At 43.9% G+C, this 18,693-nt stretch carries 20 protein-coding genes; 18 read left to right on the top strand and 2 right to left on the bottom strand.

All coding sequences use genetic code 11. The annotated features are described in order from the left end of the window. Window positions 1–891: 891 nt before the first annotated feature. The gene (locus NST08_RS29715; protein ID WP_249413061.1) at window positions 892–1,770 is read left to right on the top strand and encodes a copper amine oxidase N-terminal domain-containing protein; all 879 of its coding nucleotides are present in this window, start codon (window positions 892–894) and stop codon (window positions 1,768–1,770) included. An 86-nt stretch (window positions 1,771–1,856) separates the two neighbouring features. Further along, window positions 1,857–4,256 carry a CARDB domain-containing protein gene (locus NST08_RS29710; protein ID WP_341342688.1) on the top strand — a complete coding sequence of 800 codons (2,400 nt, stop codon included), beginning with the start codon at window positions 1,857–1,859 and terminating at the stop codon, window positions 4,254–4,256. 158 nt (window positions 4,257–4,414) lie between these two features. Here NST08_RS29710 and NST08_RS29705 read toward each other — a convergent pair whose 3' ends face one another. Then, window positions 4,415–4,525, bottom strand: coding sequence for a putative holin-like toxin (locus NST08_RS29705; RefSeq protein ID WP_197070091.1), 111 nt, complete (start codon window positions 4,523–4,525; stop codon window positions 4,415–4,417). Window positions 4,526–4,662: 137 nt separating this feature from the next. Here NST08_RS29705 and NST08_RS29700 point away from each other — a divergent pair, with 137 nt between their 5' ends. From NST08_RS29700 to NST08_RS29680, 5 genes are all read left to right on the top strand, one after another. Continuing rightward, complete coding sequence (locus NST08_RS29700) at window positions 4,663–5,094, top strand: prepilin peptidase (protein ID WP_052147455.1); 432 nt, start codon at window positions 4,663–4,665, stop codon at window positions 5,092–5,094. Window positions 5,095–5,171: 77 nt separating this feature from the next. Next, complete coding sequence (locus tag NST08_RS29695) at window positions 5,172–5,537, top strand: hypothetical protein (protein WP_036715581.1); 366 nt, start codon at window positions 5,172–5,174, stop codon at window positions 5,535–5,537. Beyond that, entirely contained in the window at window positions 5,534–6,793 is a 1,260-nt protein-coding gene (locus NST08_RS29690; RefSeq protein WP_316010428.1) for a plasmid replication protein, read from the top strand. Before NST08_RS29695 ends, NST08_RS29690 begins: the two co-directional genes overlap by 4 nt. A 95-nt stretch (window positions 6,794–6,888) precedes the next feature. Further along, window positions 6,889–7,512: a hypothetical protein gene (locus NST08_RS29685; protein ID WP_270406093.1), complete on the top strand. Its 624-nt coding sequence runs from the start codon at window positions 6,889–6,891 to the stop codon at window positions 7,510–7,512. 241 nt (window positions 7,513–7,753) lie between these two features. Next, complete coding sequence (locus NST08_RS29680; RefSeq protein WP_341342687.1) at window positions 7,754–8,683, top strand: hypothetical protein; 930 nt, start codon at window positions 7,754–7,756, stop codon at window positions 8,681–8,683. A 24-nt stretch (window positions 8,684–8,707) separates the two neighbouring features. Here NST08_RS29680 and NST08_RS29675 read toward each other — a convergent pair. Continuing rightward, window positions 8,708–9,858, bottom strand: a protein-coding gene (locus NST08_RS29675) for an IS3 family transposase (RefSeq protein WP_248931314.1) whose coding sequence is annotated in 2 segments (ribosomal slippage) — window positions 8,708–9,603 and window positions 9,603–9,858 — 1,152 coding nt in all. Because the reading frame shifts where the segments join, the coding sequence is not laid out codon by codon here. Window positions 9,859–10,077: 219 nt separating this feature from the next. Here NST08_RS29675 and NST08_RS29670 point away from each other — a divergent pair. The 11 genes from NST08_RS29670 to NST08_RS29620 all read left to right on the top strand — a co-directional run bounded on the left by NST08_RS29670 (window position 10,078) and on the right by NST08_RS29620 (window position 18,639). Next, window positions 10,078–10,566 (top strand): hypothetical protein, encoded by a 489-nt coding sequence (locus NST08_RS29670; RefSeq protein ID WP_316010425.1) that lies wholly within the window; start codon window positions 10,078–10,080, stop codon window positions 10,564–10,566. 9 nt (window positions 10,567–10,575) lie between these two features. Beyond that, window positions 10,576–12,075 (top strand): type IV secretory system conjugative DNA transfer family protein, encoded by a 1,500-nt coding sequence (locus NST08_RS29665; protein ID WP_144872907.1) that lies wholly within the window; start codon window positions 10,576–10,578, stop codon window positions 12,073–12,075. A gap of 67 nt (window positions 12,076–12,142) precedes the next feature. Further along, the gene (locus NST08_RS29660) at window positions 12,143–12,961 is read left to right on the top strand and encodes a S1 RNA-binding domain-containing protein (protein WP_301626967.1); all 819 of its coding nucleotides are present in this window, start codon (window positions 12,143–12,145) and stop codon (window positions 12,959–12,961) included. Window positions 12,962–13,022: 61 nt separating this feature from the next. Then, window positions 13,023–13,694, top strand: coding sequence for a hypothetical protein (locus NST08_RS29655; protein WP_341342686.1), 672 nt, complete (start codon window positions 13,023–13,025; stop codon window positions 13,692–13,694). A gap of 107 nt (window positions 13,695–13,801) precedes the next feature. Then, a complete protein-coding gene (gene recA, locus NST08_RS29650; protein WP_341342685.1) occupies window positions 13,802–14,842 on the top strand; it encodes a recombinase RecA in 1,041 nt (346 codons plus the stop codon). Window positions 14,843–15,199: 357 nt separating this feature from the next. Continuing rightward, window positions 15,200–15,517 (top strand): hypothetical protein, encoded by a 318-nt coding sequence (locus NST08_RS29645; RefSeq protein WP_341342684.1) that lies wholly within the window; start codon window positions 15,200–15,202, stop codon window positions 15,515–15,517. Window positions 15,518–15,626: 109 nt separating this feature from the next. Then, entirely contained in the window at window positions 15,627–16,538 is a 912-nt protein-coding gene (locus NST08_RS29640; protein ID WP_212940298.1) for a hypothetical protein, read from the top strand. Then, entirely contained in the window at window positions 16,535–16,861 is a 327-nt protein-coding gene (locus tag NST08_RS29635; RefSeq protein WP_341342683.1) for a hypothetical protein, read from the top strand. The genes NST08_RS29640 and NST08_RS29635 overlap by 4 nt, the downstream gene beginning before the upstream one ends. After that, window positions 16,851–17,531: a hypothetical protein gene (locus tag NST08_RS29630; protein WP_341342682.1), complete on the top strand. Its 681-nt coding sequence runs from the start codon at window positions 16,851–16,853 to the stop codon at window positions 17,529–17,531. Before NST08_RS29635 ends, NST08_RS29630 begins: the two co-directional genes overlap by 11 nt. Next, window positions 17,528–17,956, top strand: a complete 429-nt coding sequence (gene ssb / locus NST08_RS29625; RefSeq protein ID WP_341342681.1) for a single-stranded DNA-binding protein — start codon at window positions 17,528–17,530, stop codon at window positions 17,954–17,956. Before NST08_RS29630 ends, ssb begins: the two co-directional genes overlap by 4 nt. Beyond that, entirely contained in the window at window positions 17,956–18,639 is a 684-nt protein-coding gene (locus tag NST08_RS29620) for a RecB family exonuclease (RefSeq protein WP_341342680.1), read from the top strand. The genes ssb and NST08_RS29620 overlap by 1 nt, the downstream gene beginning before the upstream one ends. Window positions 18,640–18,693 lie beyond the last annotated feature (54 nt).

The following is an 18,693-nucleotide window of genomic DNA, read 5'->3' as shown; positions in this document are numbered from 1 at the left end:
TTCTAAGTATAGAATTTTAGTGTTTTTTAATCTATTGGCTGCGAACTAAATAAAAATATATCGACTGATTTGAAGAACGAGGTGTCTATTGACGAAAGACAAGGTTTGTCCTGATCATCAAATAGCTATTACTTAATGAAAAAAAGCGAACAAACGATCTTGCATTTTCTCCCCACAAGGTATACAATGGAATTAATTAAGTAGCGAAGCTGTAAATCAAAATATGGAATAAATTTACAATTCTAATATCCTCTTTTTAGAGGGTATTTTCTTTTAGTGACCAAATGATGATACAATGAGCGAGATGTTAAGTAATGAAAGGATAGGACTACGGTGGCTCGTAAAGAGGATTTGTACAAATTAATTGATCATCTGAATGAGTGAGATCAGAACACTGCATATGATTTCCTTCGATACCTAATTGACCGTTCTGGGAATAAAATGGGTTGGGATGAAATAGCAGATTGGAACCAGATGATGAACCGCTGAGTGACGAAGAACTGAGACAACTAAAAGCTCCGACTGAGTTTGTTTCAGGGGAGGCAGCTAAGCGTGAATTCGGGCTACAGGTTGACTTACCATAAAGAAGCAATCGTCGCACTCCTTGTGAGTGCGTGGATTGAAATGAAATAAATGAACAAGAGAAGATCATTTATATACGAGTAATAGGTTCACGCGGCGACATTTACAAATGACAAATCTTTAGGCTCCATTGGCTTAGGTCCGGTGGAGCTTTTCGCATTTTATAGAGGTGAAGTAAAGGGAGGGTAGAATCAATTGGAAGCAATTGAGTGAAAATGATGCTTGAATTATAATGGAACTTATGTTGTGAACCGGATTTCTAGTATACAAAAGGGGTATGCGTATGCCCCTAAATGTGAAAGGGAGATGATGATTTTGAAAAAGAGAGTATATTTAATATTGATGAGTGTACTTATGGTATTTAGTTTTGCTGTATCCTCTGTATCAGCAGCTAAAGTAAATGTAACCGTGCAGGTTGACGGGAAGACAGTAAAGTTTCCGGACGAAAAGCCTTATTTTGAAAACAATAGAGTGTTGATCCCAATCCGTTTTGTATCTGAGGCATTAGGTGCAAAAGTTGACTATAAAAAGGAGACAACAGGTAGTCGGGTAGAGCGAGTGGTTTACGTTGAACTAAACGGAAAGATGATTCGCATGCCGGTTAATTCCGATATCGTATTGGTTGGAGACACAATCGTTAAATTGGATGTACCAGCCCGGCTTCAAGGTTCCCGGGTGTTTGTACCGCTTCGCTTTGTCAGTGAAGCACTTGGCGCCACAGTTAATTGGAATCAAAGCAATAAGTTGGTTAGCATTAGTACAGGAAAAGAAGTGACCGATCCAGATCCGGTTCCGAGTGATGATAACATGTACAGCACGGACTTTAAGTGGAAGGCTGGATATACAGAGCTAGCAAAAGAGTTGTTTATTGATAATATGAAGGTCGAGAATGGAAAGCTGACTTTTACCCTTCCACAAGGAGCGCAAGGATATGCGGGGAATACTAAATTTGTTCCTGGGAAAACGTATTCCTTTGATATTGGAAAAGGGAAGGGATACATCATGCTTACAAAAATATATTCGGGCAGAGATGAAAAAGAAGGATATATGATAAGTTTAGATAGTAGTGGAAACGAAGATTTGGAGGCATTGTTCAGTAATGTCAACGATGCCATTGTAGTAAATACTGGTGATGGTTCTGCGGCGCCATTGACCGAAGTACAGAAGCTTGCACAGAAATTAGAATAAGCTAAACGATTCAATTTACATTTTGAGTCTGCGATTAAAAGTCGTAGGCTCTTTTTCTTTTCAGTTTTTGGTAGAGGAGAATGTGAATGAAGAAAAAAGTAAGCATTGTAATACTACTAATAAGTATGCTGATATCAACAATAGTCTACGCTGCTGGAATCCCAATGTTACAAAAGCATGTAAATGACGCCTTTGGATTATGGGAATACGGTAAAACCGGAGATAGTTTTGTGGGGTTTGTTCCGGCATTGGGTAGAGATGCAAAAGATAACCTCTGGAAACTTTATCAATGGCAAGCTGTTTTTAATTTTGCAAACGGTCAAAAGAAAACTATAGATAACTACGATGTATTCGCGGTAAAAGAAAAACCGGGAGATCCTGAGTTCTCGGATAAAAACGGCTTTGGCCTAACATACAAAAGTAAGGCTGCTGTAGGTGAACTATTCGATGCTGTATGGTCAGGTAACATGAATGTATCTAAGAAGCAACAACAGTACTTTCGAGATACTTTTACTGTACGCGGAACGGATTATGATTCTGATCATGATTACTACTATGTTTTGGAATGGAATTACAGGTTTCTGCGCACCTCTGGTATCGTCAGCCGAATGGGTGTCCAGTTTGACCGCACCCAAAAGGTTGATGGCAAAGGCCATGCCTATTTCAATGTTACTGCTTGGCCTATCTTGAAAGTCACGAAAGGCGAGGAACTAACAGTAAGCTTCACAACTGCTGGGGTTAATAACAGTCTGCGCCAAGTTGATGTATATGCGTTGCCCAAAGGTGCATTCCCTGACATGACTAAGCGTGTGAAGCTTACATCAATCACCACAACCGATACAGAGTACAGCAATACCGTTAAGATCGCCAGTAAAGAGCTGTCACGTGTACTTGGAAAAGAGGTAGACATTATCGTAGATGATGGCTACGGACGTACTCAGATTGAGAGTGTGACATTGGCAGACGATCTGAATATGGATTATGTTCCAACAAAATTGACGCTAACTGAAGGTGGTCAGCTTTGGGTGAAGTTCCGCTATGATGGTGATGAAGATATTATCTCCGATGACTATGCAAGTGAACGTGGAATGCCAATGACAGCGAAGGTAACGATAGGCGGTGCGGTTTCTACCAACTTTAACCTCTCGTCCATGTACAAGGATTTGCCAGAGCAATTCACTGTAGGGAAAGAGTACAGTTATATGCTTGGCAAGATCGAGATCAGCGATGATCCAGGCACATATTACATCAAAGCAGATGTCACGATAAACAATCCTAATCATCCAGATAGGGCGCTGGAATCACCGAATGAAGCATACTATAATAACGAGATCAAAGGTGGCTGGACAATCAAGCGTAAGGGGGCAGAGAACGATCTGATCGCCCAATCCATTACCGCCAGCCCATCGGCTCTAAGGGTAGGCCAATCATCTACGGTAACAGCAAAAGTGAAGAACGTTGGGGCTACGGATGCTTCCAATGTCCTGATACGCTTCATGGAAGATGGTAAGAAGATCATCTACGAAACCAGAAAGAACATGCCTGCTAATACGCCGATTACTGTAGGCGGCTTCAAGTGGACAGGAAATACGGGTATCCATACCTTAAGCGTTCATGTAGACCCCGAGAAGGAAAAACAAGATAAAGATCGTTCTAATAACGTAGCCGTTACTGGTTGCTCTGTAACCAAGAATGGCGGCGATGCTTATTGTGATACCACGAAGCCGGAGGCAACGTGGGATGTGACATATCCATTGATTACAGGCTATCCAACCAAGACCAGAACGGTGTCTTGGACGGACTCAGAAGGTAAACGACATACTTCTACGGAAAGCTACACGGATTACAGCGACCCGATTTGGGAGAATCGAAAAGTAACCTATAATGAAAAGCTTACCGTTTCGGCTGAACTGAATACAAAGCAGGGAATTCCTACAGCCCCGCCTTGGAAGCCGGAAGAAGAGAAGGAATCAGATCGTGAAAGCCGAGGTTCGTGGGAAATCATTCCTTGGGCTGAGGAAAATGGCTTGAATCCAAATGAGGTTACGCGTGCCGGTTATGGTGTAGAGATCAAAGCAACGACAAAATACACCACAGATTGGGAAACCAAAGTCCCTAAAGGCTTAGAAGGAACGGCTAAACCCATTGGGGGTGAGCTAAAAGGGCCTACTGAGGTTAGGGTCTATATTTGGGACACCAACGGTGATTATGTGACCAGCATTGGTCTAGTTAAGACAGGTGGAGATGATAAAACAGCAACATGGGAGCTTCCAGAAGAGCATTTCAAATCGAAGTTTCTTGACATCTATGAACGAAAATTTTATACGGATGTCAAAGCTCCCGATGGAGAGTATACGTTTAAAATTGTAGCCATGCACGCTGGACAGAATGACTTATCCTCTTGCATCATCAAGAAAATAACCATTTACGGTAGCATGTATGATGATTGGCAGACGAAGCGAGATACATCGGAGTGGTACAAATAAGGGCATTGCATGTATGTAATTTCAGATTTATAATAAAAATAAGAAAGGGACGGCGGTCACCGTCCCCTGCAACAGCCGCTTTTAAGGGCGGTTCGGCATTAAGAAAAGATAATGCTTATTAAGAAATAAGACCGAAACCTTTTCTCAGGAGGGGCGGTCTATTTCTTTTGGTTAAGGATCGCTAAAACAATTGTAACTACCAGCGTCAGTAGCGCGATAATTAGCGAACTGAAACCGATCATAATTGTTAAAGCGTCTTTAACTTCCATGGCATCACCTCCCTTCCGAGAGGTTAGCCGACCGCCCATATAGCCTTTCTGTTGCAGTTTTAATTATATCATAGACGACCTCAAGCAGTCTCTTCGGAGGCTGCTTTTTCTATTAGTAGAGAGTTAGGAGAAAGAACATGAACAATTTTCTGGAGTCGATTCCGCTGATAGCTTTGCTGGGAATGGCAACATACACTGACGTTAGATGGAGAGTCATTCCGGATTGGCTGAGCGGTATAGGGATTGGATATTTTCTTATATTTCGGCCATTCCATAGTGAACAACCTTTTTATTATTACTTGCTAGGTGTTTTGATTGGAGCTGGCTTGCTTTATGTATTTGCTGTCTTAAAACCTGATTCATTTGGCGGTGGAGATATTAAGCTAATGGCAGTGGTAGGTATGGCTCTTGGCTGGCAGCAAGCAATATTATTTTTGATTATCATGCTCACGTTTGCTTGGCTATTTGCTTTAGCTGTTAAGTGGGCTGGGGATATAACAGAAAAAATTCCACTAGCGCCGTTTTTTCTAATAACATATTTGACGCTGAAGATATTTTTATATTGGTGATTTGGATAGGATTAAGCCTCTGCCTTCGGGTAGGGGCTTTTTTTATTTTAATAATGAGTGAAGGGAGGTAGACAATCTTGATGAGCAGAGAAGCCATTTTGGATGCGCTACTATTGGCTACTGCTGAGAACGAAAATATGATGTGGATGTTGGCAGCACTTAGAATGGCAGAACGACCTGTACAGAAGGAGCAGCTAAGGGATGTAACCAACGCCTTGTACAAAAAGATACATCCTGATGTAGAGCAGGAGAAGTTGCCGATTAGATCAAGGCATTTGCTGGATGAAGCGGCAGCGATGTTAGAAGGAGCATCGCTGGTTCAGGTAGCTGAAGTAGCAAAATCCAAGCGATACACATTATCCCCATTAGGGGAAGAACTACTCAACTATAGGCAATATAAGCTGATGCAAGAACGAATCAAACGAAAGGGAGCGGAGCAATGAATATCAGTTTGAAGTATGGTTTTCTGGGGTTAGGGATGGGAGGAACTTCAATTGCTCATGCATGTGCTGGGATGCGGTTATCTGCCAAAAGTGAGCAGCGTCCTTATACGGCCTTATTGATTAACAGTAATGAGATGGATCTTCTCAAACTGCCAGATTATCCGAATATCAAGAAAGTGATCTTATCGGGATATGAGCGCGGTGTAGGGAGGGATATTCAGCTTGGGCAGGAAGCATTCAATGTTCACAAGGAAACTATTGCAGAGACACTGCAGAGCTTCTTTAATGACAGGGATTATATTTTTATTTGCTGTGGTTTAGGTGGCGGCACAGGAACGGGCTCGGTTATTGAAGCTATTCGTTTACTGCACGCAAAGGGCTTTGCAGGCAGATTTGGCCTGCTGCTAACGTTACCACGGCGTAACGAAGGCAGGAGGGTATTGGATAATGCCTTGCAGCGTCTGCAAGTGATTAAGAGAGCGATGCAAGGGTTGGGCGCTATCATTGTAGTGGATAACGAAAAGCTGTTTCAAACTGGCCTGAGTCAAAGTCAGAGTGTAGAGGACTTCATGAAATCGTGTAATCGGCATGTAGCACGTCTGCTTCATGATCTTAACACTGTTACTGCCAGCTACAAGCCATACGGCAGCTATCATTTCGACAGTTCCGAGTGGCTCAATATGCTGAGGACTGGTGGATGTTTGCATATCGCAAAATGCACATTGCCTGCTCAGACGGTTGATCTCGCTTCTCCGGTCACTTACATGGAAGCCCTGAAACAAAGTGTACTAAACGGGGAGCTGTCAGCCGGTTACGATCTACAGGATGCAACCAGTAGCGCGGTCAGTATTGTAGCAGATGGTTCTACGGCTAAACGCTTGTTTACTCATACATTTGTTGAGCAGATTCAATCGTTTCTGCATGACAGTACGCCCATTCTCGATGAGAATCCAGTAGCTACCTATGTAGGAGATCAGCTAGGGCAAGTAACCATCTATACGGTGTTTGCCGGACTCAATTTCCCCGACCGTGTGATGAAGCTGACGGAAGAACTGACCGAACTGGAGCGCAAAGCGGAAGAACGCACTCAAAAAACGGATGCCATTGCAGAAGCACTGGCAGGGATTAAACCTCAAGAGAAAAAGGCAACCGTTGATTTGGAGTCATTGCTTTCAGTGGCTGAGCCAGCTTCAGCCCCGGACCAAGAAGAGGGGGAATTTAATGACCCGTTTGATTTCTTAAACGACTTGAAGTGATACGCTTCAAATAAACTCTTGTGAAGCAGAAGAAGTGAGGTTTTTCTATTTTTTTACTGTTAAGTGATGCACATAAGAAAAGGAGAGTGAAGCAGATGTCATTTTGGGAAGATCAGGCCCAAAATAAAGTTGAAGAGATTGAGGAAATGTACCGCCAAACCGTGGGGCTGTCTTTTAAATTAGGAAAGTCACTGGCAGAATGGCGAACGATGCTACCTGAAAGTACATCTCCCGATCCCAAGGCTTATCCGCCTTGTATTTATAGCACCTTCACGTTAGACGAATATTCGGTATATCAGTTCTCGTATCAGGGGATGTTGCCACTTTACTCTAAGGACAAGCAATACAAAAATCAGGTTAAAAACTATTACACACAGGCAACAATGGAAGCAATAAAAGATTCAGAAATTCCAGTCTTGAAGTCGGCCTTTATTTATATCTGCCATTTTTTTGAGGATTTATTGATTCGTGACCTGGACAATCGTAACCGTAGCGCAATAATAAACGCGATTCGATATGTCGGTTTAATCAAAGATGATTCATGGAAGGAAATAGAAATTATGGAATCTGGATTCTTGGATATTAATCGTAAAAACCATGTTCAAGTCTTTGTTACACCTTCTCAAAATGCTTTGAAAATGATTGAAAATATTCGTAAAAAGTACCGGTCCAGACATGATTTTTCGGGTATGTTTGAACCCGATAAACACCCCCTATGAGTTGAACCCGATATTTTTGGAAAGAAGTTTTTGAAAATGCGTGCTGGACATTGGATTGTACCCGATACGAAATCAAGGCTGGAGCGGAAAGGTGGGAAGAGGCTACCGCGAAACGCAGTTGAGCGATAGACTCTGACCACCCCGTCCTACGCCCCCCGTCCATTAACCCATAAACCGTCCCTGACAAGACGATGTATCTTAGAATGCGGGGCAGTAAATTTCCAGCAGAAAGGAGGTAAACATGCCAAGACAACGTGAATGGACAGACCGAGACCTGAGTATATTGCAGGAACTGTATGAACTACGGGAAATGACGAAGAAGCAGATTTCAGTGAAGCATTTCGATAGTGAGAAGTATGCACATAAGCGGTTGTATGTTATGAAGAAGGAAGGGTTGATCACTACGAATGTGTACGGTAAGAGAACAGCAGGTCGGACAGTAACGGCGGCTTATGTTCGATTAACCGAAGCAGGGATGGACTTGTTAATTGAACGTGGCTTATTGGACGGCAAGAACTATCGAGCAAGGGATTTGGGGCTGTCAATTCAACAGCGGCAGTACATTACGGATGCGAACGAGCTATTCGTGCAGATCCCCGAAGTGCCGTATATGGACTCTCGCCAGATCAAACGCAAATACAATCTCAACCGTGGTAATCTAACGGTCGGTGGATTCAGAAGTGACAAAGGGGATTATATGATCTACATCCTGATGCCCGATGCCAGGGAACAAACGCTAGTCAAGATCATCAACGAGATCAAGAAGCACATGAAACTGCGAGGATTCCTGGTGTATTACAAGAGCGTATCCGTAAAACATGCTTTTGAAACCATGAGTGAGAAGCTAAATTTAGTTACAGGTGGCATTCCGGTTCACTTGCTGCCGTTCAATGAGTGGGGGATTCAAATCACAAGGGAATACATCCTGACAAACACGTTTTTAAGGCTACAGAAATTACTTGAACCGTATGGAGAACTGAAAGAAGTTGGCCATTCCAGCAAATACGGATTTGAATACGGGCTGGTGCAAAAAGAACGGATTGGTCCGTGGAAAGACCCCTATGTCATCGAACTCCTGACGATGAACATGATGACTTTGAAACGATGTTTAACCAACTACTCCATAGGTGTAAGCCAGACAGTAGGACGAAGAGTGTACCTCTGTCAATAGAGTAGACACAAAGAATCGAGAAAATTATGCGGCAGATCGGTACATACGTTCGCACTCATTGGGCGTAGAATACCCAATCGCGGAATGGATTCGTTTTCCATTGTAGAAGCAGGTAATATATTCAAAAATGCGTTTCTTGGCTTGCTTGCGTGTTTTGAACTTCTCCAAGTAGACAAGTTCTTTCTTAAGCACACTGTGGAACGATTCAATACACGCATTATCGTAGCAGTTCCCTTTGCGGCTCATACTGCCTTTCATCTTGTAGGTGCGCAGCCGCGCCTGGTAGTCATGAGAAGCGTACTGGCTGCCGCGATCCGAATGATGCAGAACCTCTTCGCACGGTCGCTGCTGGCTGTGGGCGCGGTCCAGCGCCGTTAACACGAGTTCTTTCGTCATTCGCTCATCCATGTGAAATCCAACGATTTTACGACTGTACAGGTCCATGATGCTTGCCAGGTATAGCCACCCCTCATCGGTCGGGATATACGTAATATCAGCCACCCAGGCCTTGTTTGGAGCGGACGGATTAAACTCGCGGTTCAACACGTTCTCTTGGACAGGCAGGTTGTGCTTCGAGTTGGTTGTGGCCTTGTATTTCTTCACCGTGCGAGAACGTAAACCCAGCTCCTTCATGATCCGAGCGACTGTTTTCTCGGACACTCGTATGCCCTGCTTGTGCAGTTCTTTTGCTACTTTGGGGCTTCCATATAATCGACGGGATTCTAGAAAGATACGACGGATCCGCCGCTCCAGCTTGCGACGTCGCTTTTCACGTTTGCTGGCTTTTCGCTGGGTCCATTTGTAATAGCCGCTTCGGGATACTTCAAAGGCTTCGCACATCTTCGAGACTCGGCACTTGAAGCGATGATCGTGGATGAAGGCATAGATCAGCGCCGGTCTTTGGCGAAGTAGTGCATCGCCTTTTTTAAGATGTCGTTCTCCTCTTCCAGATCACGAAGGCGTTTCTGAAGATCTCTCATTGCTTTATCGTCGGCTTTCAGTTGCCCACTGCCTGGAAAGGCCTGTGCGCCGTCTTTCTTGTATTCCGCCATCCAACGATACAGGGTGTTGTCGCTGATCCCCAGTTCGCGGGCGACCTGCGCCACCGCTTTCCCTTCTTCCTGGATCATCTGAATCGTTTGCAGTTTAAATTCTTTATCGTATTTTTTCGTCATGGTAGCACCTCGAATTTGGATAGATTCATTTTACCCGATTCTCGGTTCTCCATGTCTACTTTTTAGTCTAGCAGCAGAGTCCTTCTTTTTTGTTATGAGGATGAAGTTGAACACTACAAGCAGGAGTTATCAACCGCAGCACATGTGGATATTGTGGGTATTTCAAAGAATTCCCTTTGAATTCATTTGAACGAAGATTTGAAAGGAAACTTATATGCCATGATCAGATTCGTAAGCTTATTGCTCACTCTTGGCGGGTGGGCTTATTTGTATTGGCGCTTACCGGGTTGGCCGTTATTTATTCCTTGGTCACTTAGCATCATCGGTTTAATCATCTATTTATACGGTTGGGTGTTAGAACGGGAGAATAAGCTAATTTACTTCTTCACCAGCCTGCTTTGGATTGGGATAGCGTTGTGTCTCAGACTGAAAGAGGAGATTATAGCGACTCTATCCTTTCCGTTTTCGATAACAGGAACGGTGCACACAGCCTTTATAGCAGCACTCATTTTGTCCTCGTTCCTTACATTTACCAATTACAGACTCGAACACAATTTGAAAAACCGTCGAGGCAATGTGAACAAGCAACAACTTGTTCATGTCAAACCTACGGCGGCTGATCGTTGGAAAAGGTTTAAACGTCTATTTATTTCCTCCAAGACAGAGATTCGGCTGATCTTGGGTGAAGAAATACCTATGAAGGATTGAGGTGAGAGCGTGATTCAATGGGGTGGCAGTGATATGTTCACGCATATGCTTGTTGTTGGCCCTACCCGCTGTGGAAAGACAGCCACTTTACTCAAGCCCATGATTTATCAGTTGCTGCTTCTGAAGAAGAAGGGGGTTCCACTCGGACTTTCTGTTGTGGAGCCTAAAGGTGATGTTGCGGCAATGGTAGCAGAAATGTGTGATGCAATGGATATGCCCTGTGTCCATGTTGATCCCACAATAACTCATAGCGCGCGGTTTCCGGTGATGAAAGGCGACGAGGACGACGTAGCAGAAGCTACGGTTACTGTCCTTAAATCTATGTTCGGGAAACAGGAAGCATTTTTTGCTACAGTGCAGGAGCTTGCCGGACGGAATATTACCAAGCTTTTAAAACGTCTTTACTTGGATGATGTTAACCTGGGCGATGTACTCCGAACGATGCGAGATCAACGAATGCTGGAGGATAAGGTACAGGAACTTCGTTTTAAAGAGGGTGAATCCGATCTGGTTCAGTTTTTCCAATCGGAACTGCTTGGGGCACAGAAGGAAAAATATCAGCAGTTTGTTATCGGGCTTCGCGCCCAGCTTGAGAACTTAACGTCTAACCGGCATTTGGAGCCAATCTTGACTGGACAATCCGATTTCGACATGGACAAGCATTTTGCTTCTGGCGGTGTATTAGCCGTAAATACGGCCATGGGTAAATTGCGGAAAGCCGGGGATGCCTTTGGTCAGTTCGTCGTTATGCATTTGCAGAGCGGAACATTCCGCAGGCCGGGCACAGAGCGCACGCGCGTACCGCATTTTATGATCGTGGATGAGTATTCCCGATATATTAATCCCGATGTGGAGTTGTTCTTATCCATTGCAGCGGAGTATCGAACAGCCGGAATATTTGCTATCCAGTCTTTGGGGCAGCTAGAAGTCGAATCTGGCAAGATCAACGCTAAGGCCATGAAGCAATCCATTATGACGAGTTGCCGAAACAAAATCGCTTTTGGCGGGCTATCTTATCAAGATGCTGTTGAATTTAGTCGGGAATTTGGAAAAAAACAAATCATAATGCGTCAAAGCACATTTAAACAGCAATTATTACTCCCTAACTTTTTGCCGGAGAATTATCGGGACACGGAAAAGGAAGAAGACCGTATTTTTTACACGCAGATGATGGATGGACTACCCAAATTCCATTACGTGGCGAAGCTTCTGGACGATGGCACACCTTTACCGCCGAAAATAGGCAAAGGTTCATTTGTTCCGAGGGACTGGAAAGAGCGGCGGGAATGGGAAGTAAAGCGGCGATGGTGGAGAGGATTTGGTGCCGTAATCAAGAGCGGAGGCGCTAAACTTGAACAGGGCAATGTGGCATTAGATGTGCAGCCTAATCAAGAAACATTTACTTCACGTTTGAAATTTATATCCGACCCTATCCAAGACGAACCACATGTAGACGAAGATGATTTCGATTACACAACGACAAAAACAGAAGAAGATCCATTTGAGTAAGAACCTCAGCGCTAATTGTGCTGAGGTTTTTCAAATATCAAAAAACAAATTTATGGAGGTAATGAACATGAGTGAAGAGTTAAAGAAAGTGCTGATTGAAGGTTATAACGAGGAGAAGCTGGAGCAGAGCAGCTATGATGAAGGCTGGGCGCAGATTTATAGTGCCCGGCAGAATGATCTTGTATTGCAAGCTGAACTAATTGGTCTTGAGCCAAAGCTAAACAAGCTGTGTGGCGTGGTATTAGTCGGTGGAGTCAGAGGATATATCCCACAGGATTTCTCTGGTACGAAGGATGCCCATGAATTTCGGCGGTTACTTGGAGAACCCGTTGCCTTTAAGATCCTGAGCTATGATCGTGAAGGAGATACCTTCATCGCATCCCGTCAAGCAGCCCTGGAACATATGGAAGGTTTGACGTGGAAATGGCTGGAGCAAGATGCGGTAATTACAGCGGTAGTACGTAATGTTACTCCTAAGGTGTTGATGCTGGATATTGGCGGTATTACAACGGAGCTGCCGGTTCAGGAGTATGGTTATGGATGGGTAGATGATCTTCGTGAAGAAGTAAGTGCCGGGGATCACCTCAAAGTGAAGGTTGTAGAACTGGATAAAGAAAATAAAATCGTGAAGGTTAGCAAGAAGGCAACAGAGAAAAGCCCATGGCCGGATTGCGCAAAACGATATGTATCAAAAGGAACCTACAAAGGTAAGGTATCCGGTGTAATGGAATATGGCATCTTTGTTAATCTTGAGCGCGGAGTCGATGCTCTGGTTCCCCATATCCGGTTCGGAAAAGTGAAGCGGGGCGATACAGTCTATATTCGGGTCCGCGGGGTTGACCCTAGGCAAGAACGGATTTATGGACGGATTATTCCAAAAAAGTGAAAGGGGCGATTCTCGCCTCTTTCGCCTCTTTCCTTACTTCGGTTTTAGAAAGGAGCTTTGTATGAAAACATCACCCTTCTCGATTACACATGAATGGACGTTTAAACCTGCTTCATTTCCGGAGGAGCTTGTACCGGGATATGCTCCATTACGAGCTGCTACCGAAGCAGATGGGCTCAGATCGCTTGGTTTAATCGGCTGTATGGGAAGTGTTCAGATGGAGCGTCTATTCCAGTGGAAACGACATCAAGTACGGCGCATGTTAGCTGAGAAGAAGCTGATTCAGCACCTACTTCTCAAGAACAAGAACACGATACCCATCTATACGATTGGCCCGCGAGCTGCGCAATTACTGAACTTGGAATGGTCACATGAGTTCTGGAGAACATGGACTGTGGAACAGATTTTGTCCCATTTAGTGTTTTTTCAGTTTTGCTGTGCCATGCGGGATAAACAAAAAGCGTTTCAAATTCATGCCGCTCCTTATCCCTTTACGGGCAGGGTTGAGATTGGAGCGGAATCCAGAAATGTATTGGTGATCCGTGGAGATACCAGTTACTTGCATGCATCATTACGGCACTCATCGTATCCCATTATTGTAATCTCAGAATCTCTTGAAGCGGTTATGCCGTTGAATGAACTTTTGAAGGAAGCGAAGTTACTACTGGACACTGACCTGAAACAAGATTATCGTTTCTACAGGCAGATCAAGGGAGAATGGGTAATTAAGTAAATGTCTTGGGAAAAATCTCCTTTCCTATTGAAATACGAACATATGTGTGGTAAATTGTTCCTATAAGTAGGAACATACATTCGCATTATGGGAGGGAGTTTTAGACTATGGACAACCAAGAAAACAGACAGGCGGCACTAGAAAAGGCTTTGAAGGAAATTGAGAAGTCTTATGGGAAAGGGGCTGTCATGAAATTAGGGGAGGCGTCCCATGTCCAAGTTGAAACCGTTTCGAGCGGCAATCTTGCTCTTGATATAGCTTTAGGTGTAGGAGGTTTTCCAAGAGGACGAATTATTGAGGTTTATGGTCCAGAATCCTCCGGTAAAACAACAGTGGCGCTTCATGCAATTGCAGAGGTTCAGAAGCTGGGCGGACAAGCTGCCTTCATTGACGCGGAACATGCACTTGATCCTCTTTACGCTAAGAATTTAGGCGTAAACATTGATGAATTACTGTTGTCCCAGCCCGATACCGGTGAACAGGCGCTTGAAATTGCAGATGCCTTGGTACGAACCGGAGCGGTAGAAATTTTGGTTGTTGATTCCGTAGCAGCCCTTGTTCCTAGAGCAGAGATCGAAGGAGAGATGGGGGATTCTCATGTAGGACTTCAAGCCCGGCTCATGTCTCAAGCGATGCGAAAATTATCCGGTTCGCTTAGCAAATCCAAGACGATAGCTATCTTTATTAATCAACTCCGGGAGAAAGTCGGTGTATCCTTTGGAAGTCCGGAAGTAACTCCTGGGGGCCGTGCGTTGAAATTCTATTCATCGATTCGTCTTGATGTACGTCGTATGGAGACAATCAAATTAGGTAATGAGATGGTAGGAAGCCGGACACGTATTAAGGTCGTTAAAAATAAGGTTGCACCGCCGTTTAAGCAGGTTGAGGTTGATATGATGTATGGTGAAGGCATTTCGAAAGAAGCCACCCTTCTTGATCTCGGAGTTGAACTGAATGTGATTGAAAAATCCGGTTCGTGGTTTTCTTATGCCGGTGATCGTTTAGGGCAAGGCAGGGAGAATGCCAAGCAGTTCTTAAAGGAACATCCGGAGATAGCTTCCAAAATCGACAGTGAGATCCGCGGATCTGAGTTAAAGCTGAAACCGGTTATGGAAGAAGCGGAAGATCGGGAATTTGCAGCCGGATAACATGGGAACGTATGATTGCATTTTAAAAATCACAATGCTATAATATTCCTGTAATTATCTTTACCTCTACACTCCCGTTTGCCGGAGAGAAGAGTTGCCTTTATAGGCTATAATTGTTGTACCTCCCCTACAAAGCTTTATAGCTGAGGATTAAAGTAGGATAATGTGATTACCCCCGACATCTCCTATGCTGAGAACAAGGGACGAAGAGTACCGAAAGGCTCTGATAAAGGTTAAACCGCACGCACATGTGTAATTTAATGTACTGATAATGAATTAAAGCCGATTTTTGCATGGATTCGTCCATGCAGAGATCGGCTTTTTTTATTTTCAAAAAAATGAAAGGGTGATCGAAGCATGTTTATGCACTGGTTCAAAAAGGGCAAGCGTCAAGATTCATTAGTTTCACGTCATAACCCGGTTCTTCCCAATGAGAGCGAATGGACGAAGTTGAAGCTAATGTGGGAGAAATCCAGAAATGAGCAAAGCCCTTTAAAGCAACTTATTATTCAGGAAGAAGCAGGAGCTTTTGAGCGAATAAGGGGGATGCTTGAAGAAGCATTATCGCTTCTGGATGATGCCTGTGTCGAAACAGATGGAATGCTCAAAGTGAAGCTCCAGCAAATCTGGAGTGATCTGGATGAGCTTGTGAAGACCTATACGATTGAACAGTAAATATGGTGAATAAACGTTGTTTCTCTTATGGAGGAAGGACGTTTTTTATTTTACCTTTCTGTGCGGGTATAAACAGCACAGACGTCAAATGACGTGTGGAGGTTAAAAAATGGACTTGTCGATTATGGAAAAGGTAGTAGTTCAAGGTGATCTTTCTTCATTGAAACCTGAGGAACGTTTGATCTACTACACGAAAGTTTGTGAGAGCGTTGGACTTAATCCCCTCACCAAGCCGTTTGATTATCTGAAACTGGATGGAAAGTTAGTGCTTTATGCTAAGCGCGATGCTACGGATCAGCTTCGTAAAATTCATAAAATCAGTATCACAATAACCAGCCGTGAACGCATTGGTGATGTTTACTGTGTGACAGCTCGTGGAACGACTCAAGACGGTCGTGCTGATGAATCCATAGGTGCTGTTTCCTTAATGAAAGAGGAGAAGATCTGGGACGAGATGCGTAGATGCAAAGTCCCTACAGGAAATATTCTCCCTTTGACAGCAGATGAACTTGCCAATGCCATTATGAAAGCCGAAACAAAAGCGAAGCGTCGGGTAACTCTGTCACTATCCGGCCTTGGAATGATGGACGAAAGTGAGATTGAAACTATTGAAGGTGCTGAACGGATTGAAGTGGGTGAGCTTGCTCAATCGAATAATCAAGTTCAGAAAAAGTCGTCTTCTGATAGCGCTGCATCCAATCCTGATTCAAAGACTACTGAAAATAAAGGTAAGAAAAATAATTCGGGTGGAAAGCCTTCAAGCTCGAATCCAAAGAACTCGGGAGAAGTATACAAGATGCTGGATATGGCAACAGGAACCTCTCCGGGCGGAGTAACATTCGCCAAGTTGAAAGTAGTCAATGTAGGGACGGGTGAAGAATCCATTGTGCTTGCCAATACAGCTGAAACGCTTGATCAGGTCAATGCGATTTCAAATAACATGCAATTTAAACTTGATTTTGAAATGAGCAATGGATTCAAAATTGTGAAATCGATTCAGTTAGTGGGTGAAGCTGCATGAGTCTGACAACCTTTACGGATGGGAAGGCACTAATCTGTGCGTTCCCATCCAGTAAGCAAAATGGTGTGTATCTCGTGAAAGTGGAGCCTCATTACAACGATTTGATTATTACGCATGACTGCCCTGCATGTCATTTCGGACACAAGCAATGCAAGCATGTTCAAATGGCTGCGGAAGCCTATGAGCGCTGGCAATGGTGGGAGCCTAAAAAACAGATTCACACGGTTACGCGCAAAATTGTTCTTTCGTCGGAGTGGGAGCAGATACAACTTCCTCCCAGCCCAGAAGAGCAATTAAGGGCAGTGATTGATCATGCTTCCTGACATTCTGGACGTTGCAGATCAGAACGGACTAATTATTAATCCTTTCTCTAAATCGAGGGAGGAAGTTCTCTGTAAGTGTCCATTTTGCCTTGAGGATTCAAAACCTGGAAAAAAGCGAAGATACTACCTTTCTCTTAACACCAAAGACCAGGTGTTCAAATGCTGGTTTTGTGGAGAGAGCGGGGGCGTTCTTCGCTTTATTTCTCTTTTAGAGGGAGTTCCAGAAGAGCAGGTCCGGCAAAGATATCGCAAACGAAAAGTGGTGCACCCTGCTGAACGCCTCAGCCGAAATCAACGTATGTTACTGAGGAAACACACGGGAGGAAAAGAGCCTAACTGGAAGTTGATGAGAGAAAGAGATTTTGCCTATTACATGCGCTCTATGGATCTTCTTTGGGAGCAGTGGAATGAGTTTCTGGAAACAGAACGGCAAGGTGCTTATCTCTGGCTGATCATCGGGATAAAGAACTTTAAATATCAAAAGTACATTGAGCGTATCCGACAACGTGAGAAAGAAATTGAAGCTCCCTTATTGGACGATGTGCTCCAAATTTATTCATGCTCAGTACGTCCTAGGTGGACGGAAGATGCGGAAAGATTTGTTTGCAATTTTAAATCTGTAAGTCCTGAACCTGAAAGGGCAGGCATGAAGACGGAGGATAAAAAATGAGCTTGAACCAAGCTGTATTAATTGGAAGACTGACCAAGGACCCTGAGTTACGTTATACCCCTTCTGGAGTGGCGGTGGCACAATTTACTTTAGCTGTAGATCGTCCCTTTACGAATCAAAATGGAGAACGAGAAGCGGACTTCATTCCTATTGTGGTCTGGAAGGCAGTTGCTGAAAATGTAGCCAACTATGTGAAGAAAGGCCACCAGGTTGCCGTTACAGGACGAATTCAGGTTCGTAACTATGAGAACAATGAAGGACGCCGTGTATATGTAACGGAGGTAGTTGGACAGTATGTTCAATTCCTTACTAACACATCTAACGGGACTTCTCAAACCGGCGATCATCAAAATTCGACAAATAATCAAGGGACCAATTCAGCCGGAGATGGATGGAACATCTCTGATAAAGATTTGCCATTCTAATGCTGTACTCTTATTCCCGGCTCTCGCTTTATGAAACTTGCCCTTATCGATTTTACCAAAAGTACATTTTGGGTAAAGACGAGCCAGTTACTAAACCACTAGCTCTTGGCAAGGCTGTTCATAAAGCGATTGAGCTAAAGATCAATGGAGTATCTGAGCATGAAGCCATTATTGAGGCAATCATTGAATCAGATTTCCATCCCGAAGTGACTTATGAAGAGATAGCATCTTTGATGCAACGTGCTCCAGAAGTCAGTGGACAAACGGAAGTTCATTTTGTACTTCCGCTTGGAGGAGGTATTCAACTCCAAGGGTATATCGATCTACTGGAAGAAGAGCGATTTTGGGATTGGAAATCAAATTGGCGACCGTACCGAGCAAATGATACAAGGCAGCTTGCTTTGTACGCTTGGGCGATTATGCAAATGAGAGGACTTCGACAAGTCATGGGGACATTGTACTTTCTACGCTTCAGGAAAGCAGAATCGTTTGTATATAACGAGTCTGATGCCAACGAAGCTAGAGAATGGGCGTATGGATTGGCCGAAGAGATTGAAATGAAGAAGTCTTGTCTGGAATCATTCCCGGATATGGCTTCTTCTTTGTTTCCATCTACGCCGGGCAGCCACTGCAAGCACTGTCCGTTTGTGATGGAGTGTTATCTAAAAAAGGGAGAAAGCTAATTCGGTATAAATGGAATTGTAGAGCCGCACTCTTTGCGAGTGTGCGGAAAGTAA

Source organism: Paenibacillus sp. FSL K6-1566, from assembly GCF_038050475.1.
In the GTDB taxonomy this organism is placed as follows: Bacteria; Bacillota; Bacilli; order Paenibacillales; family Paenibacillaceae; genus Paenibacillus_AQ; species Paenibacillus_AQ lactis.
This window is presented reverse-complemented; position numbering and strand designations above follow the sequence as displayed.